Source organism: Streptomyces sp. NPDC088147 (assembly GCF_044741565.1).
Classification (GTDB): domain Bacteria; phylum Actinomycetota; class Actinomycetes; order Streptomycetales; family Streptomycetaceae; genus Streptomyces.
Genome location: NZ_JBIUSY010000010.1, coordinates 398,212 through 413,704, shown reverse-complemented (window position 1 = coordinate 413,704; position 15,493 = coordinate 398,212). Strand labels below are relative to the sequence as shown.

13 protein-coding genes are annotated in these 15,493 nt (G+C 71.0%); 6 read left to right on the top strand and 7 right to left on the bottom strand.

The genetic code is table 11. The annotated features are described in order from the left end of the window. Positions 1 to 31: 31 nt before the first annotated feature. A complete protein-coding gene (locus ACIOGX_RS32935) occupies positions 32 to 1,390 on the top strand; it encodes an MFS transporter (protein ID WP_356518572.1) in 1,359 nt (452 codons plus the stop codon). A gap of 266 nt (positions 1,391 to 1,656) precedes the next feature. Beyond that, positions 1,657 to 2,031: an RNA polymerase-binding protein RbpA gene (locus ACIOGX_RS32930; protein ID WP_003959706.1), complete on the top strand. Its 375-nt coding sequence runs from the start codon at positions 1,657 to 1,659 to the stop codon at positions 2,029 to 2,031. A gap of 107 nt (positions 2,032 to 2,138) precedes the next feature. Here the strand turns inward: ACIOGX_RS32930 and fxsA are convergent, their stop codons facing one another. From fxsA to ACIOGX_RS32910, 4 genes are all read right to left on the bottom strand, one after another. Continuing rightward, positions 2,139 to 2,741 (bottom strand): FxsA family membrane protein, encoded by a 603-nt coding sequence (gene fxsA, locus ACIOGX_RS32925; RefSeq protein ID WP_401918260.1) that lies wholly within the window; start codon positions 2,739 to 2,741, stop codon positions 2,139 to 2,141. 55 nt (positions 2,742 to 2,796) lie between these two features. Further along, on the bottom strand, positions 2,797 to 3,657 hold the full coding sequence (locus tag ACIOGX_RS32920) for a polyprenol monophosphomannose synthase (RefSeq protein ID WP_356513785.1): 861 nt from the start codon (positions 3,655 to 3,657) through the stop codon (positions 2,797 to 2,799). A 601-nt stretch (positions 3,658 to 4,258) separates the two neighbouring features. Then, the gene (locus ACIOGX_RS32915) at positions 4,259 to 5,893 is read right to left on the bottom strand and encodes an amidohydrolase (RefSeq protein ID WP_401918258.1); all 1,635 of its coding nucleotides are present in this window, start codon (positions 5,891 to 5,893) and stop codon (positions 4,259 to 4,261) included. Between the two features lie 250 nt (positions 5,894 to 6,143). Continuing rightward, complete coding sequence (locus tag ACIOGX_RS32910; RefSeq protein ID WP_356513789.1) at positions 6,144 to 6,584, bottom strand: Lrp/AsnC family transcriptional regulator; 441 nt, start codon at positions 6,582 to 6,584, stop codon at positions 6,144 to 6,146. Positions 6,585 to 6,787: 203 nt separating this feature from the next. Between ACIOGX_RS32910 and ACIOGX_RS32905 the strand changes: the two genes are divergently transcribed. Further along, on the top strand, positions 6,788 to 7,186 hold the full coding sequence (locus tag ACIOGX_RS32905; RefSeq protein ID WP_129772786.1) for a hypothetical protein: 399 nt from the start codon (positions 6,788 to 6,790) through the stop codon (positions 7,184 to 7,186). A 45-nt stretch (positions 7,187 to 7,231) separates the two neighbouring features. On the opposite strand, the gene ACIOGX_RS32900 is transcribed toward ACIOGX_RS32905, so the two are convergent. Then, positions 7,232 to 8,404, bottom strand: coding sequence for an acyl-CoA dehydrogenase family protein (locus ACIOGX_RS32900; protein WP_356513791.1), 1,173 nt, complete (start codon positions 8,402 to 8,404; stop codon positions 7,232 to 7,234). 354 nt (positions 8,405 to 8,758) lie between these two features. Between ACIOGX_RS32900 and ACIOGX_RS32895 the strand changes: the two genes are divergently transcribed. Continuing rightward, positions 8,759 to 9,997, top strand: coding sequence for a glycoside hydrolase family 18 protein (locus tag ACIOGX_RS32895; RefSeq protein WP_356513793.1), 1,239 nt, complete (start codon positions 8,759 to 8,761; stop codon positions 9,995 to 9,997). A gap of 75 nt (positions 9,998 to 10,072) precedes the next feature. Here the strand turns inward: ACIOGX_RS32895 and ACIOGX_RS32890 are convergent, their stop codons facing one another. Both ACIOGX_RS32890 and ACIOGX_RS32885 read right to left on the bottom strand, forming a co-directional pair. After that, the gene (locus ACIOGX_RS32890; protein ID WP_401918255.1) at positions 10,073 to 10,756 is read right to left on the bottom strand and encodes a TetR/AcrR family transcriptional regulator; all 684 of its coding nucleotides are present in this window, start codon (positions 10,754 to 10,756) and stop codon (positions 10,073 to 10,075) included. Between the two features lie 129 nt (positions 10,757 to 10,885). Further along, on the bottom strand, positions 10,886 to 12,286 hold the full coding sequence (locus tag ACIOGX_RS32885; RefSeq protein ID WP_356513797.1) for a peptidase C39 family protein: 1,401 nt from the start codon (positions 12,284 to 12,286) through the stop codon (positions 10,886 to 10,888). Between the two features lie 253 nt (positions 12,287 to 12,539). Between ACIOGX_RS32885 and ACIOGX_RS32880 the strand changes: the two genes are divergently transcribed. Together ACIOGX_RS32880 and ACIOGX_RS32875 are read left to right on the top strand one after the other, a co-directional pair. After that, the gene (locus tag ACIOGX_RS32880) at positions 12,540 to 13,169 is read left to right on the top strand and encodes a uridine kinase (protein WP_401764502.1); all 630 of its coding nucleotides are present in this window, start codon (positions 12,540 to 12,542) and stop codon (positions 13,167 to 13,169) included. A 371-nt stretch (positions 13,170 to 13,540) separates the two neighbouring features. Continuing rightward, positions 13,541 to 15,445 (top strand): AAA family ATPase, encoded by a 1,905-nt coding sequence (locus ACIOGX_RS32875; RefSeq protein WP_383974407.1) that lies wholly within the window; start codon positions 13,541 to 13,543, stop codon positions 15,443 to 15,445. Positions 15,446 to 15,493: the final 48 nt, after the last annotated feature.

Below are 15,493 nucleotides of genomic sequence, written 5' to 3'. Positions count from 1 at the left end.
GAACAGCGACGGGGAGAGCGAGGGAACACCGGTGACCGCTGACACCGTGGACCGTGCCGACGGGTCGGCCGACGGGGCGTCGGAGCGCAGACGCGAGCAGCGCGGCTGGTACTTCTACGACTTCGCGTGCTCCGTCTACTCGACGAGCGTGCTCACGGTCTTCCTCGGCCCCTATCTGACCTCGGTGGCGAAGGCGGCGGCCGACGCGGACGGCTTTGTGCGTCCGCTGGGGATACCCATCCGCGCGGGCTCGGTGTTCGCGTACACGGTCTCCCTCTCCATCGTGGTGGCGGTGGTGGTGATGCCGCTGGTCGGCGCCGCCGCCGACCGTTCGGGACGCAAGAAGCCGCTGCTCGCGCTCGCCGCGTATCTCGGCGCCGGCGCCACGGCGGGCATGTTCTTCCTGGACGGCGACCGCTATCTGCTGGGCGCGCTGCTGCTGATTGTGGCGAACGCCTCACTGGCGGTCTCGATGGTGCTCTACAACGCGTATCTGCCGCAGATCGCCGGGCCCGAGGAGCGCGACGCGGTCTCCTCGCGCGGCTGGGCGTTCGGCTACACCTCGGGCGCGCTGGTGCTCGTCCTCAACCTCGTGCTCTACACCGGCCATGACACCTTCGGCGTCTCGGAGTCGACGGCCGTCCGGATCTGTCTGGCCTCGGCCGGCGTCTGGTGGGGCGCCTTCACCCTCATCCCGCTGCGCCGGCTGCGCGACCGCCGGGTGGTGCGGGACGGCACGGGCGCGGTCGGTACCGGCTGGCGGCAGCTGATCGCGACGCTGCGGGACATGCGCCGCCATCCGCTGACGCTGTCCTTCCTGCTCGCCTATCTGCTCTACAACGACGGCATCCAGACGGTGATCTCGCAGGCCTCGGTCTATGGCTCCGAGGAGCTGGGCCTGGACCAGACGACTCTGATCACCGCCGTGCTGCTGGTGCAGATACTCGCGGTGGCGGGCGCACTGGGCATGGGCCGAATGGCCAGGTCCTACGGGGCCAAGCGGACGATTCTCGGCTCACTCGCCGTCTGGACGCTGATCCTCGGAGCGGGGTATTTCCTGCCGTCCGGGGCACCGGTCGCGTTCTACGCGCTGGCCGCGGCGATCGGTCTGGTCCTGGGCGGCAGCCAGGCGCTGTCCCGCTCGCTCTTCTCGCATCTGGTGCCGAGCGGCAAGGAGGCGGAGTACTTCTCCGCGTACGAGATGAGCGACCGCGGCCTGAGCTGGCTGGGCCCGCTGGTGTTCGGGCTCGCGTTCCAGCTGACCGGCAGCTACCGGGACGCGATCATCTCGCTGGTGATCTTCTTCGTGCTCGGTTTCGTCCTGCTGGCGAGGGTGCCGGTGCGGCGGGCGATCGCCGCCGCGGGGAACCCCGTGCCGGAACGGATTTAGACGTTGAAGTCAAAGGGCGGTAGTGTACGCGTTTGGCCTGCCAGGCGGACCGTTACTGCGTAGTCGAGAAACGAAAACGCTGGGTGACATCTCCCGTTAGATGTGACAAACCGGGCGCTGGTGGGTACGCAATCCTGGAATGACCAGCGGCACAGACGGGCGACGCATGACCCGGAACGGGAATCTTTACCGCCGACCGGACGTTGACCGGATGACGACGACAGCGACACCTGTCCTGTGGGCGACAAGCCCGGGAGGCACGATTCATGAGTGAGCGAGCTCTCCGCGGCACGCGACTCGTGGTTACCAGCTACGAGACGGACCGCGGCATCGATCTGGCCCCGCGCCAGGCGGTGGAGTACGCATGCCAGAACGGCCATCGATTTGAGATGCCGTTCTCGGTAGAGGCGGAAATTCCGCCGGAGTGGGAGTGCAAGGCGTGTGGCGCCCAGGCACTCCTGGTGGACGGGGATGGCCCCGAAGAGAAGAAGGGCAAGCCTGCGCGTACGCACTGGGACATGCTCATGGAGCGGCGCACCCGCGAGGAGCTGGAGGAGGTGCTGGCCGAGAGGCTGGCCGTCCTGCGCTCCGGCGCCATGAACATCGCCGTGCATCCGCGGGACAGCCGGAAGTCCGCCTGACCGCGTAACCACCGCTTACGAACAGCGAACAGCACCAAAGCCGCGGGCCGCGTCACACTCCCTGTGTGACGCGGCCCGCGGCTTTGGTGTGCCTGACGGGCTGGGGCTCACGGGGTGAGGGGCGGGCGCGGGCCCTCGTCCCCGGGGTGGTGGGGGCTCCGCCCCTCGTCGTCGTGCTTGATGACCTCGCCCTGGACCACCTTGCCGTCCGGCTGGTGCATCCGGGCCTGCTGGAAGGCGTCGCCGAGGCTGCCGGGCACGGCGGCGGCGGCGCGCATCCGGCGCTCGAAGGACCGCTCCGTGTACCGGCCGAGGGCCATCCGTACCGGCGGGATGAGCAGGACCAGCCCGAAGACGTCGGTGATCAGCCCCGGCAGCATGATCAGCAGGCCGCCGAGCATCAGGAAACCATTGCCGGTGCTGCCGGTGCCCGTCTCGGTCTCGGGCGGCTCGCCCGGCTGTCGCTGCTGCTGCCGTTGCAGGGTCTCGGTGAGATTGCGGAAGGCGCGGCGGCCGGCGCTCTTGATGACCACCGCGCCGAGTACGACCGCGCCCACGAGCAGCAGCAGGACGGTCAGCCCGCCCGCCACATCGGCCACCACGGTCAGCAGCCAGATCTCCAGCACGAGCCAGGCGGCGACGCCCAGCGGGATGAAAGTTCGGGCGCGTGAGCGCTTGGGAACGGTCCGGGGCGATTGCGCGGTCGTCATACTCCCAGTGTGCCTGGGGACGCGTCCGGATGGCGTATGGGGACGAGCGGAATGATCAAGCGGATTCGGCGGATCCGGTTCCGGTGGATCCGGTGCCGGTCGGTCCGGCCGCGCTCGGTCCGGTTCCGGTCGGCCGGGCACCGGCGGACCCGGCGGGCTTCCGGCCGAGCAGCCGGTTCGTCCGGGACTCGACGCCCCAGGCCGTGACCCGCCACAGCGCCTCGACGAGGATGTCCTTGCTCATCTTGGAGTCGCCGAGTTCGCGTTCGACGAAGGTGATGGGCACCTCGACCACATGGCAGCCCGCCTCGATCGCGCGACGGGCCAGATCGACCTGGAAGCAGTAGCCCTGGGAGGAGACGGCGTCGAGGCCGAGCCGCTCCAGGGTCTCCCTGCGGAACGCCCGGTAGCCGCCGGTGACATCGCGGATCGGGACGCCGAGCAGGACACGGGAGTAGGTGCTGCCGCCGCGGGAGATCAGCTCACGCGTCCTGGGCCAGTTGACGACCCGTCCGCCCGGCACCCAGCGCGAACCGAGCACCAGATCGGCGCCCTTGAGCGCGGTCAGCAGCCGGGGCAGTTCCTCGGGCTGGTGGGAGCCGTCGGCGTCCATCTCGACGAGGACGCCGTAGTCGTGCTCGATGCCCCAGCGGAAGCCCGCGAGATAGGCGGCGCCGAGCCCTTCCTTGCCCCTGCGGTGCAGGACCTTCACATGGCTGTCCTCGGCGGCCAGTTCATCGGCGATCTTGCCGGTGCCGTCGGGGCTGTTGTCGTCGGCGATGAGGATGTCGGCCTCCGGCACCGCGGCGCGCACGCGGGTGACGATGGTCCTGATGTTCTCGGCCTCGTTGAAGGTCGGGATGATCACCAAGGCTGTACCGAGCGGGCCGTACCGCCTCTGGCCACCGTCGTTCACTGCTGCCCCTTAATCGCCGTACGCAGGTGCCCCAGCTTAGCGAGCACGCCATGGCCGGGGACCACCATGGTGACCCTGTGTCGGTGGGGATGGGCGGTGATGTCCGGAGATGGCGGACGGAACCGGAGATCTTGTTACGGAACACATACCGGCGGAGGGAAACCGGCGGGAACGGGGGAAGCGGAAGGAATCACCTGCTGCGGATCGGGACCCGGCGTCCTTCGGGCCGACCTGGGACCCGCTGGCTGCGGGTCGACCGAAAGCCGTTGTCTACTGAACGCCGGGCCCCATCCGGGGTCGCACCTGCCGGCCGGCTGAAACCTTCCCTCGCCCCCGAGACGCGACTGCTGGACCTGGCTCCCAGTGGTGGTGCGCCGGTGCGGCACACCGCCCCATGGCCCAGTGGCGTTCGACGACTGCGTGGAGGCTGCCGGACGGACGTCCTGTGGTGGACCCGGCCGAACCTACCCGCCGGTGGCTGCTTACTGTCAATAGTCGTTTGACCTGCGGTGTTGACCCAAATCACCAGGTCAGTGGGGAAGATCCGCAGGTCGCGGACGAGGCCGGCGGGCATCGGGCGGCGGCACGAAATGTCCGTACGTCACTCGTTCGGTCGCAGGAAGACCGTTTGTCCGGAGACGACGGTCCGCAGACATTCGGGCAGCGGTCGGCCGGGCGTCAGATCGGGCAGACCCGGCGTCCCCGAGCGCGGATCGGTGGACCAGCGGGCCACCCGGTCGTCGGGGGCCTGGACCACCAGCTCCTCCGTCCGCCAGACGGCGTAGTCGGCGGGGGCGCCGGGCACGAGCGTACCCGCGTCGTCCCGCCCCATGGCCCGCCGGCCGCCACGGGTGTGGGCGGTGAAGGCCGCCCGGACCGAGATCCGGTGCTCGGGGGTGTGGTGGAAGGCGGCGGCCCTGACGGTGCCCCAGGGGTCCAGCGGGGTGACGGGGCTGTCGGAGCCGAACGCCAGCGGCACGCCGGCGCGCAGCAGCGCGGCGTACGGATTGAGCGTACGGGCGCGGTCGGCGCCGAGCCGCTGGGCGTACATACCGTCGGTGCCGCCCCAGAACGCGTCGAAGACCGGCTGTACGGAGGCGGTGAGGCCCAGCTCGGCGAAGGCCGCGACGGTCGCGGGGGTGAGCATCTCGGCGTGCTCGACACGGTGCCTGGCCGCCCTGATACGGGCGAGGCCCACGCGCTCGGCGGCGGCGCGCACGCCCTCGACGACGGCGCTGATCGCGGCGTCCCCGATGGCGTGGAAACCGGCCTGGAGCCCGGCCTCGGTACAGAGGGCGACATGGACCGCGATCGCGGCGGCGTCGAGCTGGGCGGTACCGGTGTGGGCGGCGTCGGCGTAGGGCTCGTGCAGGGAGGCGGTGTGGGAGCCGAGGGAGCCGTCGACGAAGAGATCACCCGCGGCTCCGGCGGCGCCCAGCTCCCGGACGTGCCGGGCGCCCTTCTCGTCGGTGATCCTTTCGGCCCAGTAGCCGTGGATCCGTGGCCCCGGCTCGTCCTCGGCCAGCCGCAGCAGTGCGGTGAAGTCCTCCTCGTCGGAGATCTCCGGGCCGCCGCACTCATGGAGCGAGCCGATGCCGAGCGAGGCGGCGCGGGCACGGGCCGCCCGCTGCGCCTCGGTGCGCTGGCGCGCGCTGACGGACCCGTGGGCGGCGGCGCGCACGGCGTGGTGCGCGGCGGCCGTCAGCGGCGCGTCCGGGTGATAGCCGGTCAGCGCGGTGACGCCGGGGACCAGATCGAGCAGGGCGGTGGTCACGACCGCGGAGTGCACGTCGATCCGTGTCAGATAGAGCGGCCGGCCGCCGGCCGCGTCGTCGAGCTCGGCACGCGACGGGGGACGCTGCTCGGGCCACCGGGCGGAGTCCCAGCCGTGGCCGAGCAGGATCCGGTCGCCGGGGTGGGCGGTGCGGTGGTCCCGTACGAGGTCCAGCGCCTCCGGCAGGGTCCGGGCGCCGGAAAGGTCGAGTCCGGTGAGGGCGAGGCCGGTGGCGGTGGTGTGGACGTGGGCGTCGGTGAACGCGGGGGTGACGAGCGCGCCTTCGAGGTCGATGACCTCGTCGACGCCGGAGGCGAAGGAGTCCGCGGCGCCTTCGGAGCCCACCCAGGCGACGTGGCCGCGTTCTACGACCATGGCGGTGGCGAAGGGGTCGGCGGGGCTGTGGACTTCGCCGCGGCGCAGGAGGGTGGTGCGGTGGGCCGGGGCGGTGCGGTTGGTCATGGGGACAGTGTCGCGCGGCGCGGCCCGCCGTCCGGCGGGGGGTGCGGGGCGCGGGGCGCCTCCGGCGCGGGAGCCGGTGGGCTGCCGATTCGTTCCGGGTGCCGTCTTTCCGGCGGCGAGTGAGCCGAAGGGGCGCGCCGACGTCGAAAGGGCGAGCGCGCGGAGGTTCGCGAGGTACGAGCGAATCGAGCACGGTCAACCGTCGACGTTGGCTTAAAGCGCCCCGGAGGCGAACCGAGCCCCAAAAAAACTAAAGACTGGGCGGGCGGGACTCGTAGGGGGTGGAGAGGACCACCGTCGTGCGGGTGGACACTCCGGCCAGGCTGCGGATGCGGGTGAGCAGGTGTTCCAGGGCCAGAGGGGTTTCCACCCGGACCTTGAGGATGTAGTTCTCGTCGCCCGCCACGCTGTGGCACGCCTCGATCTCGGGGATCTCGGCGAGCCGCTCGGCGATGTCGTCGGGGGCGCTGGGGTCGAACGGTTTGGCCGAGATGAACGCGGTGAGAGGCAGCCCGACCTGCTCCGGGTCGACCACCGCGGCGTAGCCGCGGATGACGCCTCGCTGCTCCAGCCGGCGTACGCGCTGATGCACCGCCGACGTGGACAGGCCGGTGGCCTTGCCCAGGTCGGTGTAGCTCATCCGGCCGTCCTTGACAAGCAATTCCACGATCTGACGATCCAGCTCCTCCATGCGGATCAACCTATTGCCCCGGGCCGCTTCCAGCACAGTCGGGAGTGAGCCGAAGAGCCGCGCGAGGGGGCGTGTGACGAAGACCACAGGTCTCTGGGCGGGTCGGTCGAGACCTTACGGTTACCTGGCTCGCGCGACGGGAATTGCTTGCTGTGGTCGAGACCACAAGAGCCTGGTCGGCCCACCCGAGGGGGAATGTCTCCATGCAGAGCCTGAAGCGCGCCGGACGTACCGAACCGGAGCCCGTTGAGCTCGTCGACGCCGACGAACTCGACTTCTACGACACCTTCGAGATGTACCGGGTCGTCTGCCCGGACTGTGCGCAGCCAATCGCGTTGCTGGCGGACGAGGACGTCCTGCCGGAGCACGCGCTGTGCCCTTCCCCGTGGAATCCGTTCGTACTCTCGGTCTGTGCCGGTACGGGCCGTTCGGCGTCGGAGGCTCCGGCCGCCGACGCGTCGTCCGAGGCTCAGGAGCAGGACACCGCGCTGCTGCTGACGCTGCCGCAGGGGCTCGACTGGCGGACGCAGCCGTTCTCGCATGTCGGTGGTCCCGGCTCACGTCCGTTCAAGGTGCCGGCTCTCCAGCGGCACGCGGCGTAGCTCTCCGGCGCGCACGCTGACCGTCCGTCAGCGTGCGCGCGGTGGTCAGCGGGATTCGGGGCCCGCCAGGTGGCGGGCGATCACCATGCGCTGGATCTGGTTGGTGCCCTCGACGATCTGGAGCACCTTGGCCTCACGCATATAGCGCTCCGCCGGGAAGTCCGCGGTGTAGCCGTAGCCGCCGAGGACCTGTACGGCGTCGATGGTGACCTGCATCGCGGCGTCCGTGCAGAACAGCTTGGCCATGGCGGCCTGTTGGGAGAACGGGCGGCCCGCGTCGCGCAGCCGGGCGGCGGCGAGGTAGAGCGCGCGGCCGGCCTCGATCCTGGTGGCCATGTCGGCGAGCAGGAAGCGCAGTCCCTGGAAGTCCGCGATGGGCTTGCCGAACTGCCGCCGCCCTGTGGCGTATCCGACGGCCTCGTCCAGGGCCGCCTGGGCGAGTCCGACGGCGCAGGCGGCGATGCCGAGGCGGCCCGAGTCGAGGGCGGAGAGCGCGATGGCGAAGCCCTGGCCCTCGTCGCCGATGCGGCGGTCGTCGGCCACCCGTACGCCGTCGAAGTGGAGTTGGGCGGTGGGCGAGCCCTTCATGCCCATCTTCTTCTCGGGGGCCGCCGCGTTGAGTCCGGGGGCGTCGCCGGGGACGAGGAAGGCCGTGATGCCCCGGGCGCCCTCCTGCCCGGTGCGGGCGAGCACGGTGTAGAAGTCCGCGATGCCGCCGTGGGTGATCCAGGCCTTGGTGCCGGTGATGACCCAGTCGTCGCCGTCCCGTACGGCCTTGGTGCGGAGCGAGGCCGCGTCCGAGCCGGAGGCGGGCTCGGAGAGGCAGTAGGCGCCGAGGAGGCCGCCGCCCAGCATCGCGGGGAGGAGCTGGGCCTGCTGGGCCTTCGTTCCGTAGCCGGCGAGGGCGTGGCAGGCGAGGGAGTGGACGCTGACGCCGAGGCCGACGGTGAGCCGGGCGGCGGCGAGTTCTTCGAGTACCTGGAGGTAGACCTCGTACGGCTGGTCCCCGCCGCCATGGGCGGAGTCATAGGGGAGGCCGAGCAGTCCTGACGCGGAGAGGAGGGTGAAGACGTCGCGGGGGAAGTGCCCGGCGTCCTCCTCCTCGGCCGCCTTGGGAGCGATCTCCCGCTGGACGATGTCGCGTACGAGGGCGACGAGATCCTGGGACTCCTCGGTGGGCAGCTGGCGTTCCACCGGTTGCGGGGCACGGTCGGACATACGGCGCTCTCCTCCCTGTCGGGCGCTGCGGCGACGCGCACGCGGGGTGTGGCGGCGCCGCCGGCTGAAGTCCGGGGGTGCCCCCGGACGGCAGTGGTGCCCAGCCGATGCTGCACCTCCGGATCACGGAAGCAGCTGATCAGTGACTGTGGCGCGTTGGAGTATGCCCGATCGGGCGCCCTGCCGTCACGGGCGGGAAGTGGCCACTGGCCGGTCCGAACTTGGTCCGAACCATTGACCCCAGTGGTCTAGTCCTTCTAACGTCCACCCCAACGCATTTCGCGTTCATGCCAAGTCAACCCCATGACTTCGCTGCCCCCCCCACTCGCTCTTCCTCCCCCACGAGGAGATCCCGTGCTCAGACTCCACCGTCCCCGCGCCCGGTTCCGTGCGCTGATCGCCGCCGCGTGTACCGCCGTCCTCGGCGTGACCCTGCTGTCCGGAGCGGGCACCGCGTCCGCCGGTGAGGCCGCCCCCGCCACGGCTGCCGCGGCGGGCAACAAGGTGGTCGGCTACTTCACCAACTGGGGCGTCTACGACCGCAATTACCACGTCAAGAACATCGAGACCTCCGGCTCCGCCGCCAAACTCACGCATATCAACTACGCGTTCGGCAATGTCACCGGCGGCAAGTGCGTGATCGGCGACTCCTACGCCGACTACGAGAAGGCGTACACCGCCGACCAGTCCGTCGACGGCGTCGCCGACACCTGGGACCAGCCGCTGCGCGGCAACTTCAACCAGCTGCGCAAGCTCAAGGCGCAGCACCCCGGTCTCAAGGTGATCTGGTCCTTCGGCGGCTGGTCCTGGTCCGGGGGCTTCACCGAAGCGGCGAAGAACCCGGCCGCGTTCGCGCAGTCCTGCCGCGCACTGGTCGAGGACCCGCGCTGGGCCGATGTCTTCGACGGGATCGACGTCGACTGGGAGTACCCCAACGCCTGCGGTCTGACCTGTGACTCCAGTGGTCGTGACGCGTTCAGGAACCTGGCCTCCGCGCTGCGCACCGAGTTCGGTTCCGACCTGGTGACGGCGGCCATCACCGCCGACGGCTCGGACGGCGGGAAGATCGACGCCGCCGACTACGCGGGGGCGGCGCAGTACCTCGACTGGTACAACCCGATGACGTACGACTTCTTCGGCGCGTTCGCGGCGCAGGGCCCCACGGCCCCGCACTCGCCGCTCACGTCCTACCCGGGCATCCCGACCGAGGGCTTCAACTCCGACGCGGCCATCAGCAAGCTCAAGGGGCTCGGTGTCCCGTCCGAGAAGCTGCTGCTGGGCATCGGCTTCTACGGGCGCGGCTGGACCGGCGTCACACAGAAGGAGCCGGGCGGCACCGCGACGGGCGCGGCGCCGGGGAAGTACGAGGCGGGCATCGAGGACTACAAGATCCTGAAGACCTCGTGCCCGGCCAACGGCACGGTCGGGGGCACCGCGTACGCCTTCTGCGGCAACCAGTGGTGGAGCTACGACACCCCCGCGACCATCGCCGGGAAGATGGCGTACAAGAACCAGCAGGGGCTGGGCGGCACCTTCTTCTGGGAGCTGAGCGGCGACACCACCGACGGTGAACTGATCAAGTCGATCGACTAGAGACTGCGCGACGCGATCGCGCGACCGGCCCGTCGGGGGCGGGGAGAGCCTCAGAGGCCCCCGCCCCCGGCGACTTCATGCCCCCGGGGGCTCCTGGCCCGCGTCGAGGCCGGTGACGGGGCGCCAGTCGAGGTCCTGCGGCGGCGCGGGGCACTCCGGGGCGAACTCCTCGATCGTGTTCAGCGTGTGGCGCAGCATCCGTACGAGCAGATCGCGCGGGATCTCCCTCGGCAGGTCCTGCTGGTACTCCAGCCATTCGAGGGTGAGCCACTCGACGCTGCTGAGCCAGCCGAGCAGGGCGAGCCGGGCGATCGGCGGGATGTCGGAGCGGCCGTACGCGCCCTGGGCGACCGTGGAGACCAGGCCCGTCCGTACGGCGTCGCGGATGGCCTGGACCTGGGTGTCGAAGCCGACGCCGCCCGTGATGATGGTGCGGTACGCCGCCTCGTTGTACTGGGCGAAGCGCAGATAGGCCTCGACCGTGCCCTGGACGCGCTGGGTGCGCGGGAGTTCGGCGCCGCCCGAGGCGAGCGAGACGAGTTCGGCGACCGAGTCCTCGACGATGGCGAGGTAGTAGCCGCGCTTGTTCTTGAAGTAGTAGTAGATCAGCCCCTTGGCGACCCCGGCGTGCTGGGCTATGTCGTCCATCGACAGCGCGTCGTACGAGGTGTCGGCGAACAGCTTCCGGCCGGTCGCGATGAGTTCGGAGCGCCGGGCCTGGGAGCGTTCGGAGCTGCCGCGCTGTTCACTGCGATTCACATTCGCGTCCTGGTCTCCGGCTGCCACGGGGTGTGCGCACGATCGCCCGCAGTATCGCAGAGAGTCCCCGGGCCGCCACGAGCGGCCGGAGGGGCTCGTTCCTCCGGCCGCCGGGGAGGGCTCGACGCGTCAGAGCAGGCCCACCGAGCGCAGGGCCCGGCGCTGGGCCGCGTCCGGCGCGGCGGGCCAGTAGACGTAGCAGACGCCGCCCGTGCCGGAGGTCACCTTGCCCGAGGCGTTGTACCGCTTGGTCCTGAGCCAGATGTTCTCCCATTCCACACGCCGGTAGACGCGGCGTACGGCGGGGTTGTCCGGCGAGGCGGGGTCATTGGCGATCACATCGCCCTCGGCCGTGAAGCCGATGACGGTCATCAGATGGCCCGCGGTGCCGTAACCCGCCCCCGTCAGCTCCTCCTTGAGGAAGGACTGCGAGGTGATCACGGGGATACCGGCGCGGATGAGGGTCTCCACGTCGGTGAGCGAGCCCAGCCGGGTCACGGCCGCGCTCATGTCCCGGTAGGTGGTGGCGTACGCGGCGTTGAAGGGCCAGTTGCCGCATCCCTCGTACTGGTAGTCGTAGGTGAACCGGGCCGCGTGGCAGACCTGGGGGTCGGCGAAGTCCGGGTTCACCCAGGCGAGGTCCTCCGCGGTGGGCCGGCGCCCCCAGTACTCGATGATCATCTGCGAGGAGGTGGGGCTGCACCAGGCCTCGCCGCCGTTGTCGTACTCGGGGTACTGCCCGGTGTGGATGTTCTGCGAGTAGCGCGGCACGGTCAGCTCGCGGGCGAGGCCGGGCCTGGACGCGGGGACGGTGAACCGGTCCGGGACGTCGGAGGCCATCGCGCCCGCCCGGTGCACGACCGGCGTGAGCGTGGTGCCGGGCCTGCGGTAGAGGGTCAGCCGCAGCCGGTACGAGGCGAGGCGCAGCCCGCTCGCCGGGTCGTCCACCGAGAAGGTGTCGGTCCAGATGCTGCTGCGTCCGTCGGTCTGGCCGTCGAGGGACGTGCGCCGGATGTCGCCCTCGCCGTCGCCCGAGGTCCAGCGGCCCAGCACGTACCAGGGCGTCTCGGTGCCGTCGGCGTACTGGCCGCGCAGTTCGATCTGGAGCCAGGTGCCGGCCGGGGTCCTGGCGTTCCAGGAGGCGATCACCTCGGTGGCGGGGACCTTCGAGCGGTGCAGGGGCGAGGTCCAGGTCCCGTACTCCCAGGTGGTGGTCGTACCGGTGTGCGGATCGGCGTAGTCGGTGCGGCCGGCGGGGGCGCCGATCACCAGCGAGGGCCGGGTGCCGGACACCGCGCGGGTGCCCTTCGCGGTACCGGCGCGCCAGTCGGCGTACGAGGTCCAGAAGGCGTTGTCCACGAGAGGTTTCGCCCCGGTGGGAGCCGTTGAGGTCGAGGGGGGTGAGGCGGGGGCCGGGTCCCGGGTCGGGGCGGAAGCGGCGGCGGCCGGGACCGCGCCCGCCGCGCCGGTGCCCGCGACAGCCGCGAGCGCGGCGGCCAGCACGGTTCTGCGTGAGGTGGGGCTGGTCATGAGAACCTCCGGTCGAAGGCGGAGCGAGCGGTGAGAACGTTCGGAACGCTGAGAGCGGTGAGAACGCCGGGGATACGGGAGAGCGCGGAGAGATGACGGCGGTTCGACAGTCGTCCACTATCGCGGTTCGCGGTGGGCCTCTGCCAGCGATTCGGACCGCGTCGGCCCACCAATATTGGTCTTCACCGGTGGCGTGACCTGCGGCGGCGACGGCGCCGGGCCGCGCGGGACGCGGCCTCGTAGGGTGGGACGGATGAACGACCTGACCGAAGCGGCCACGGCCCTGCGCGCGCTGCCGCCCTCCTGTGGTCCCGTCCGGCTGATCGCGGTCGACGGGCACGCGGGCTCCGGCAAGAGCACGTTCGCGACGCGGCTGTCGGCGGAGCTGGACGGGGCGCCCGTACTGCGGCTCGACGACCTGGCGACGCACGAGCAGTTCTTCGCGTGGGTGGACCGGCTGAGGTCGCAGGTCATCGAGCCGCTCTCGCGCGGTGTGAGCGCGCGCTACGCGCCGTACGACTGGACGCTGCGGCGGTTCACCGCGCCGCGTCCGCTGCCGCCCGCTCCCGTGGTGATCATCGAGGGTGTGGGGGCCGGGCGGCGGGCGCTCCGGCCGTGTCTCGCCCGGCTCTTCTGGATGGACCGGGGCGCGGAGGAGTCCTGGGAGCGGGGCCGGCGGCGCGACGGCCCCGCGCTCTCCGCCTTCTGGGACGGGTGGACGACGGCGGAGACACGCCATTTCTCGGCCGACCCCTCGCGGCCCTTCGCCGATGCCCTGGTAACCGAGCGACAGACGGGGTACGTGATACGTACGGGGCCGGTGACGACCGCGAGGGCGGACCAAACCGTCACACAGTGTGATCAGCTTCTGCCTCCATACTGAGCAGTCGGAAATCGACCCCGGGAGAGTGCCCAACTCGGCTTGACCGAGGGGCCGGACAGGTCTTACGTTCTTAATGTGCGGCTTTTCGGAGCCGCCGCAGACGCGAAGCCCCCGGTTGTTCCCCCGTGATCGGGGGCTTCGTTCTGCCCTTCGGACCTGTTCGTCGCCCCTCCACCCGTGCCGTACCCCTCCCGCGCTCACCCTGGGTCACCGCTCCGCCCACGCTGCGGTGCCCTTCGTCGCACACCCTCTGCGCAGGTACGATGCCTCTCGGTGCGGTCAATTCCCGTCCGCGACAAGGTGGTTCGGCACGCTGCCGGCGGGCGCCCGCCCGGCGGGACATTCCGGGGGCACGGTTTGTGGGGGACCTGATGGATATCGGCGCGCAGGGCACACAGGCCCCGGCCGACCTCGCCTGGGTGCGCGGTGTGGACGCCTACACGATGGGGGCCTATCCCCAGGCGGAGGAAGAGTTCAGGACCGCCGTACGGCTCGATCCCGGGATGGCCGACGGCTGGCTCGGGCTGCACGCGCTGCGCGTCGACACCACCACCGCCCTGCTGCGCATGTACCGCCACCGCGACCGCTTCGGCGAGCAGCGCTCCCGCCACCGCCGCACCCTCAACTCCTGGTACTGGCTCGGCTGGTGGGTGCAGCCGGTGCTGGAGAGCGGGCGTGATCTGCTGCTCGCCCACGCCTCGCACTGGCTGGACGGCCGCCATGTGCCGGAGCTCGACCGGGCTCTCGCGGGTCTGCCGCCGGTGGACGCCGATCCGCAGGTGCGCTTCCTGCACGCCTGCCGCGCCTATCTGGTCAAGGACTGGGACCAGTTGGTGCGCCACACCGAACCGCTCGTCCATGACCCGCTGCTGGGGATCGAGGCCGGGCTCTTCGGCGGGATGGCGCGGGTGCGGCTGGAGATGTACGGGCAGGCGGAGCCGCTGCTGTCCACCGCGCTGATGCGCTGCCGCAGCGAACAGCCGCAGCGCAAGGAGCTGCGGTACTGGCTGGCCCGCGCCCATGAGGGCACCGGACGCAGCGCCGCCGCGCTGCCGCTCTACCGGGCCGTGCACCGGCTCGATCCTGCGTTCATGGACACCGCGGCCCGGCTCGCCGCGATCACCGATTCCGACGGGTACGAAGGGCCGGACGATCCGGTGGGGATCGCCTCCGTCGCGCGCGCGGGGCTCGGCCAGGACGCGGCGGACACGGCGGAGTCCGGGGGCGAGCCAGAGGGCTCGGTCGGCTCCGACGTACGGATCGGCAACGAGGTCCAGCCCCAGCTGGGCGGGGTCACCCCGCCCCCGGCACGCGAAGGCGTACGGGAGAAGGCCCCGCCGCCCGCGCCACCCGCTCCACCGCGCTTCCCGGACGGCCCGACCGATCCGGCGCTGCTCGCCGAGGCCCTCGCCGAGCTGGAGCGGATGGTCGGTCTGGAGCCGGTGAAACGGCAGGTCAAGGCGGCGACGGCGCAACTGCACATGGCGCGGCTGCGGGCCGGCCAGGGGCTGCCCGTCCAGCCGCCGAAACGTCACTTTGTCTTCTCCGGCCCCTCCGGCACCGGCAAGACCACCGTCGCCCGGATCCTCGGGCGGATCTTCTACGCCCTGGGGCTGCTCGGCGGGGACCATCTGGTCGAGGCCCAGCGGGCCGACATGGTCGGCGAGTTCCTGGGCCAGACCGCCGTCAAGGCGAATGAGCTGATCGACTCGGCGATCGGCGGGGTGCTCTTCGTCGACGAGGCGTACAGCCTCTCCAACTCGGGCTACAGCAAGGGCGACGCGTACGGCGACGAGGCCCTCCAGGTGCTGCTGAAGCGCGCCGAGGACAACCGCGACCATCTCGTGGTCATCCTGGCCGGCTATCCGGAGGGCATGGACCGGCTGCTCGCCGCCAATCCGGGCCTCTCCTCACGCTTCACCAGCCGTGTCGACTTCCCCAGCTACCGGCCACTGGAACTGACCGCCATCGGCGGCGTGCTGGCCGCGGAGAACGGCGACGTCTGGGACGAGGAGGCGGCGGACGAGCTGCGCTCGATCAGCGGCCATGTCGTGGACCAGGGATGGATCGACGAGCTGGGCAACGGGCGCTTCGTGCGGACGCTGTACGAGAAGAGCTGCGCGTACCGCGATCTGCGGCTGTCCGGGTACAGCGGGACGCCGACCCGCGACGATCTGGCGACGCTGCGGCTGCCCGATCTGATGCAGGCGTACGGCGAGGTGCTCTCGGGGCGCGGCCCGGCGAACCGCGGCCCCCAGGACCTCCCGCCCGCCTGAGGATCCGTACATCGCGCCGCGTACATCGAGCCGCGTACATCGAGCGCG

Excerpts from the sequence above, each read along its gene's own strand:
- ACIOGX_RS32930 (WP_003959706.1), top strand. The coding sequence starts at position 1,657 with ATGAGTGAGCGAGCTCTCCGCGGCACGCGACTCGTGGTTACCAGCTAC.
- fxsA (WP_401918260.1), bottom strand. The coding sequence starts at position 2,741 with ATGACGACCGCGCAATCGCCCCGGACCGTTCCCAAGCGCTCACGCGCC.
- ACIOGX_RS32915 (WP_401918258.1), bottom strand. The coding sequence starts at position 5,893 with ATGACCAACCGCACCGCCCCGGCCCACCGCACCACCCTCCTGCGCCGC.
- ACIOGX_RS32910 (WP_356513789.1), bottom strand. The coding sequence starts at position 6,584 with ATGGAGGAGCTGGATCGTCAGATCGTGGAATTGCTTGTCAAGGACGGC.
- ACIOGX_RS32905 (WP_129772786.1), top strand. The coding sequence starts at position 6,788 with ATGCAGAGCCTGAAGCGCGCCGGACGTACCGAACCGGAGCCCGTTGAG.
- ACIOGX_RS32900 (WP_356513791.1), bottom strand. The coding sequence starts at position 8,404 with ATGTCCGACCGTGCCCCGCAACCGGTGGAACGCCAGCTGCCCACCGAG.
- ACIOGX_RS32885 (WP_356513797.1), bottom strand. The coding sequence starts at position 12,286 with ATGACCAGCCCCACCTCACGCAGAACCGTGCTGGCCGCCGCGCTCGCG.
- ACIOGX_RS32880 (WP_401764502.1), top strand. The coding sequence starts at position 12,540 with ATGAACGACCTGACCGAAGCGGCCACGGCCCTGCGCGCGCTGCCGCCC.
- ACIOGX_RS32875 (WP_383974407.1), top strand. The coding sequence starts at position 13,541 with ATGGATATCGGCGCGCAGGGCACACAGGCCCCGGCCGACCTCGCCTGG.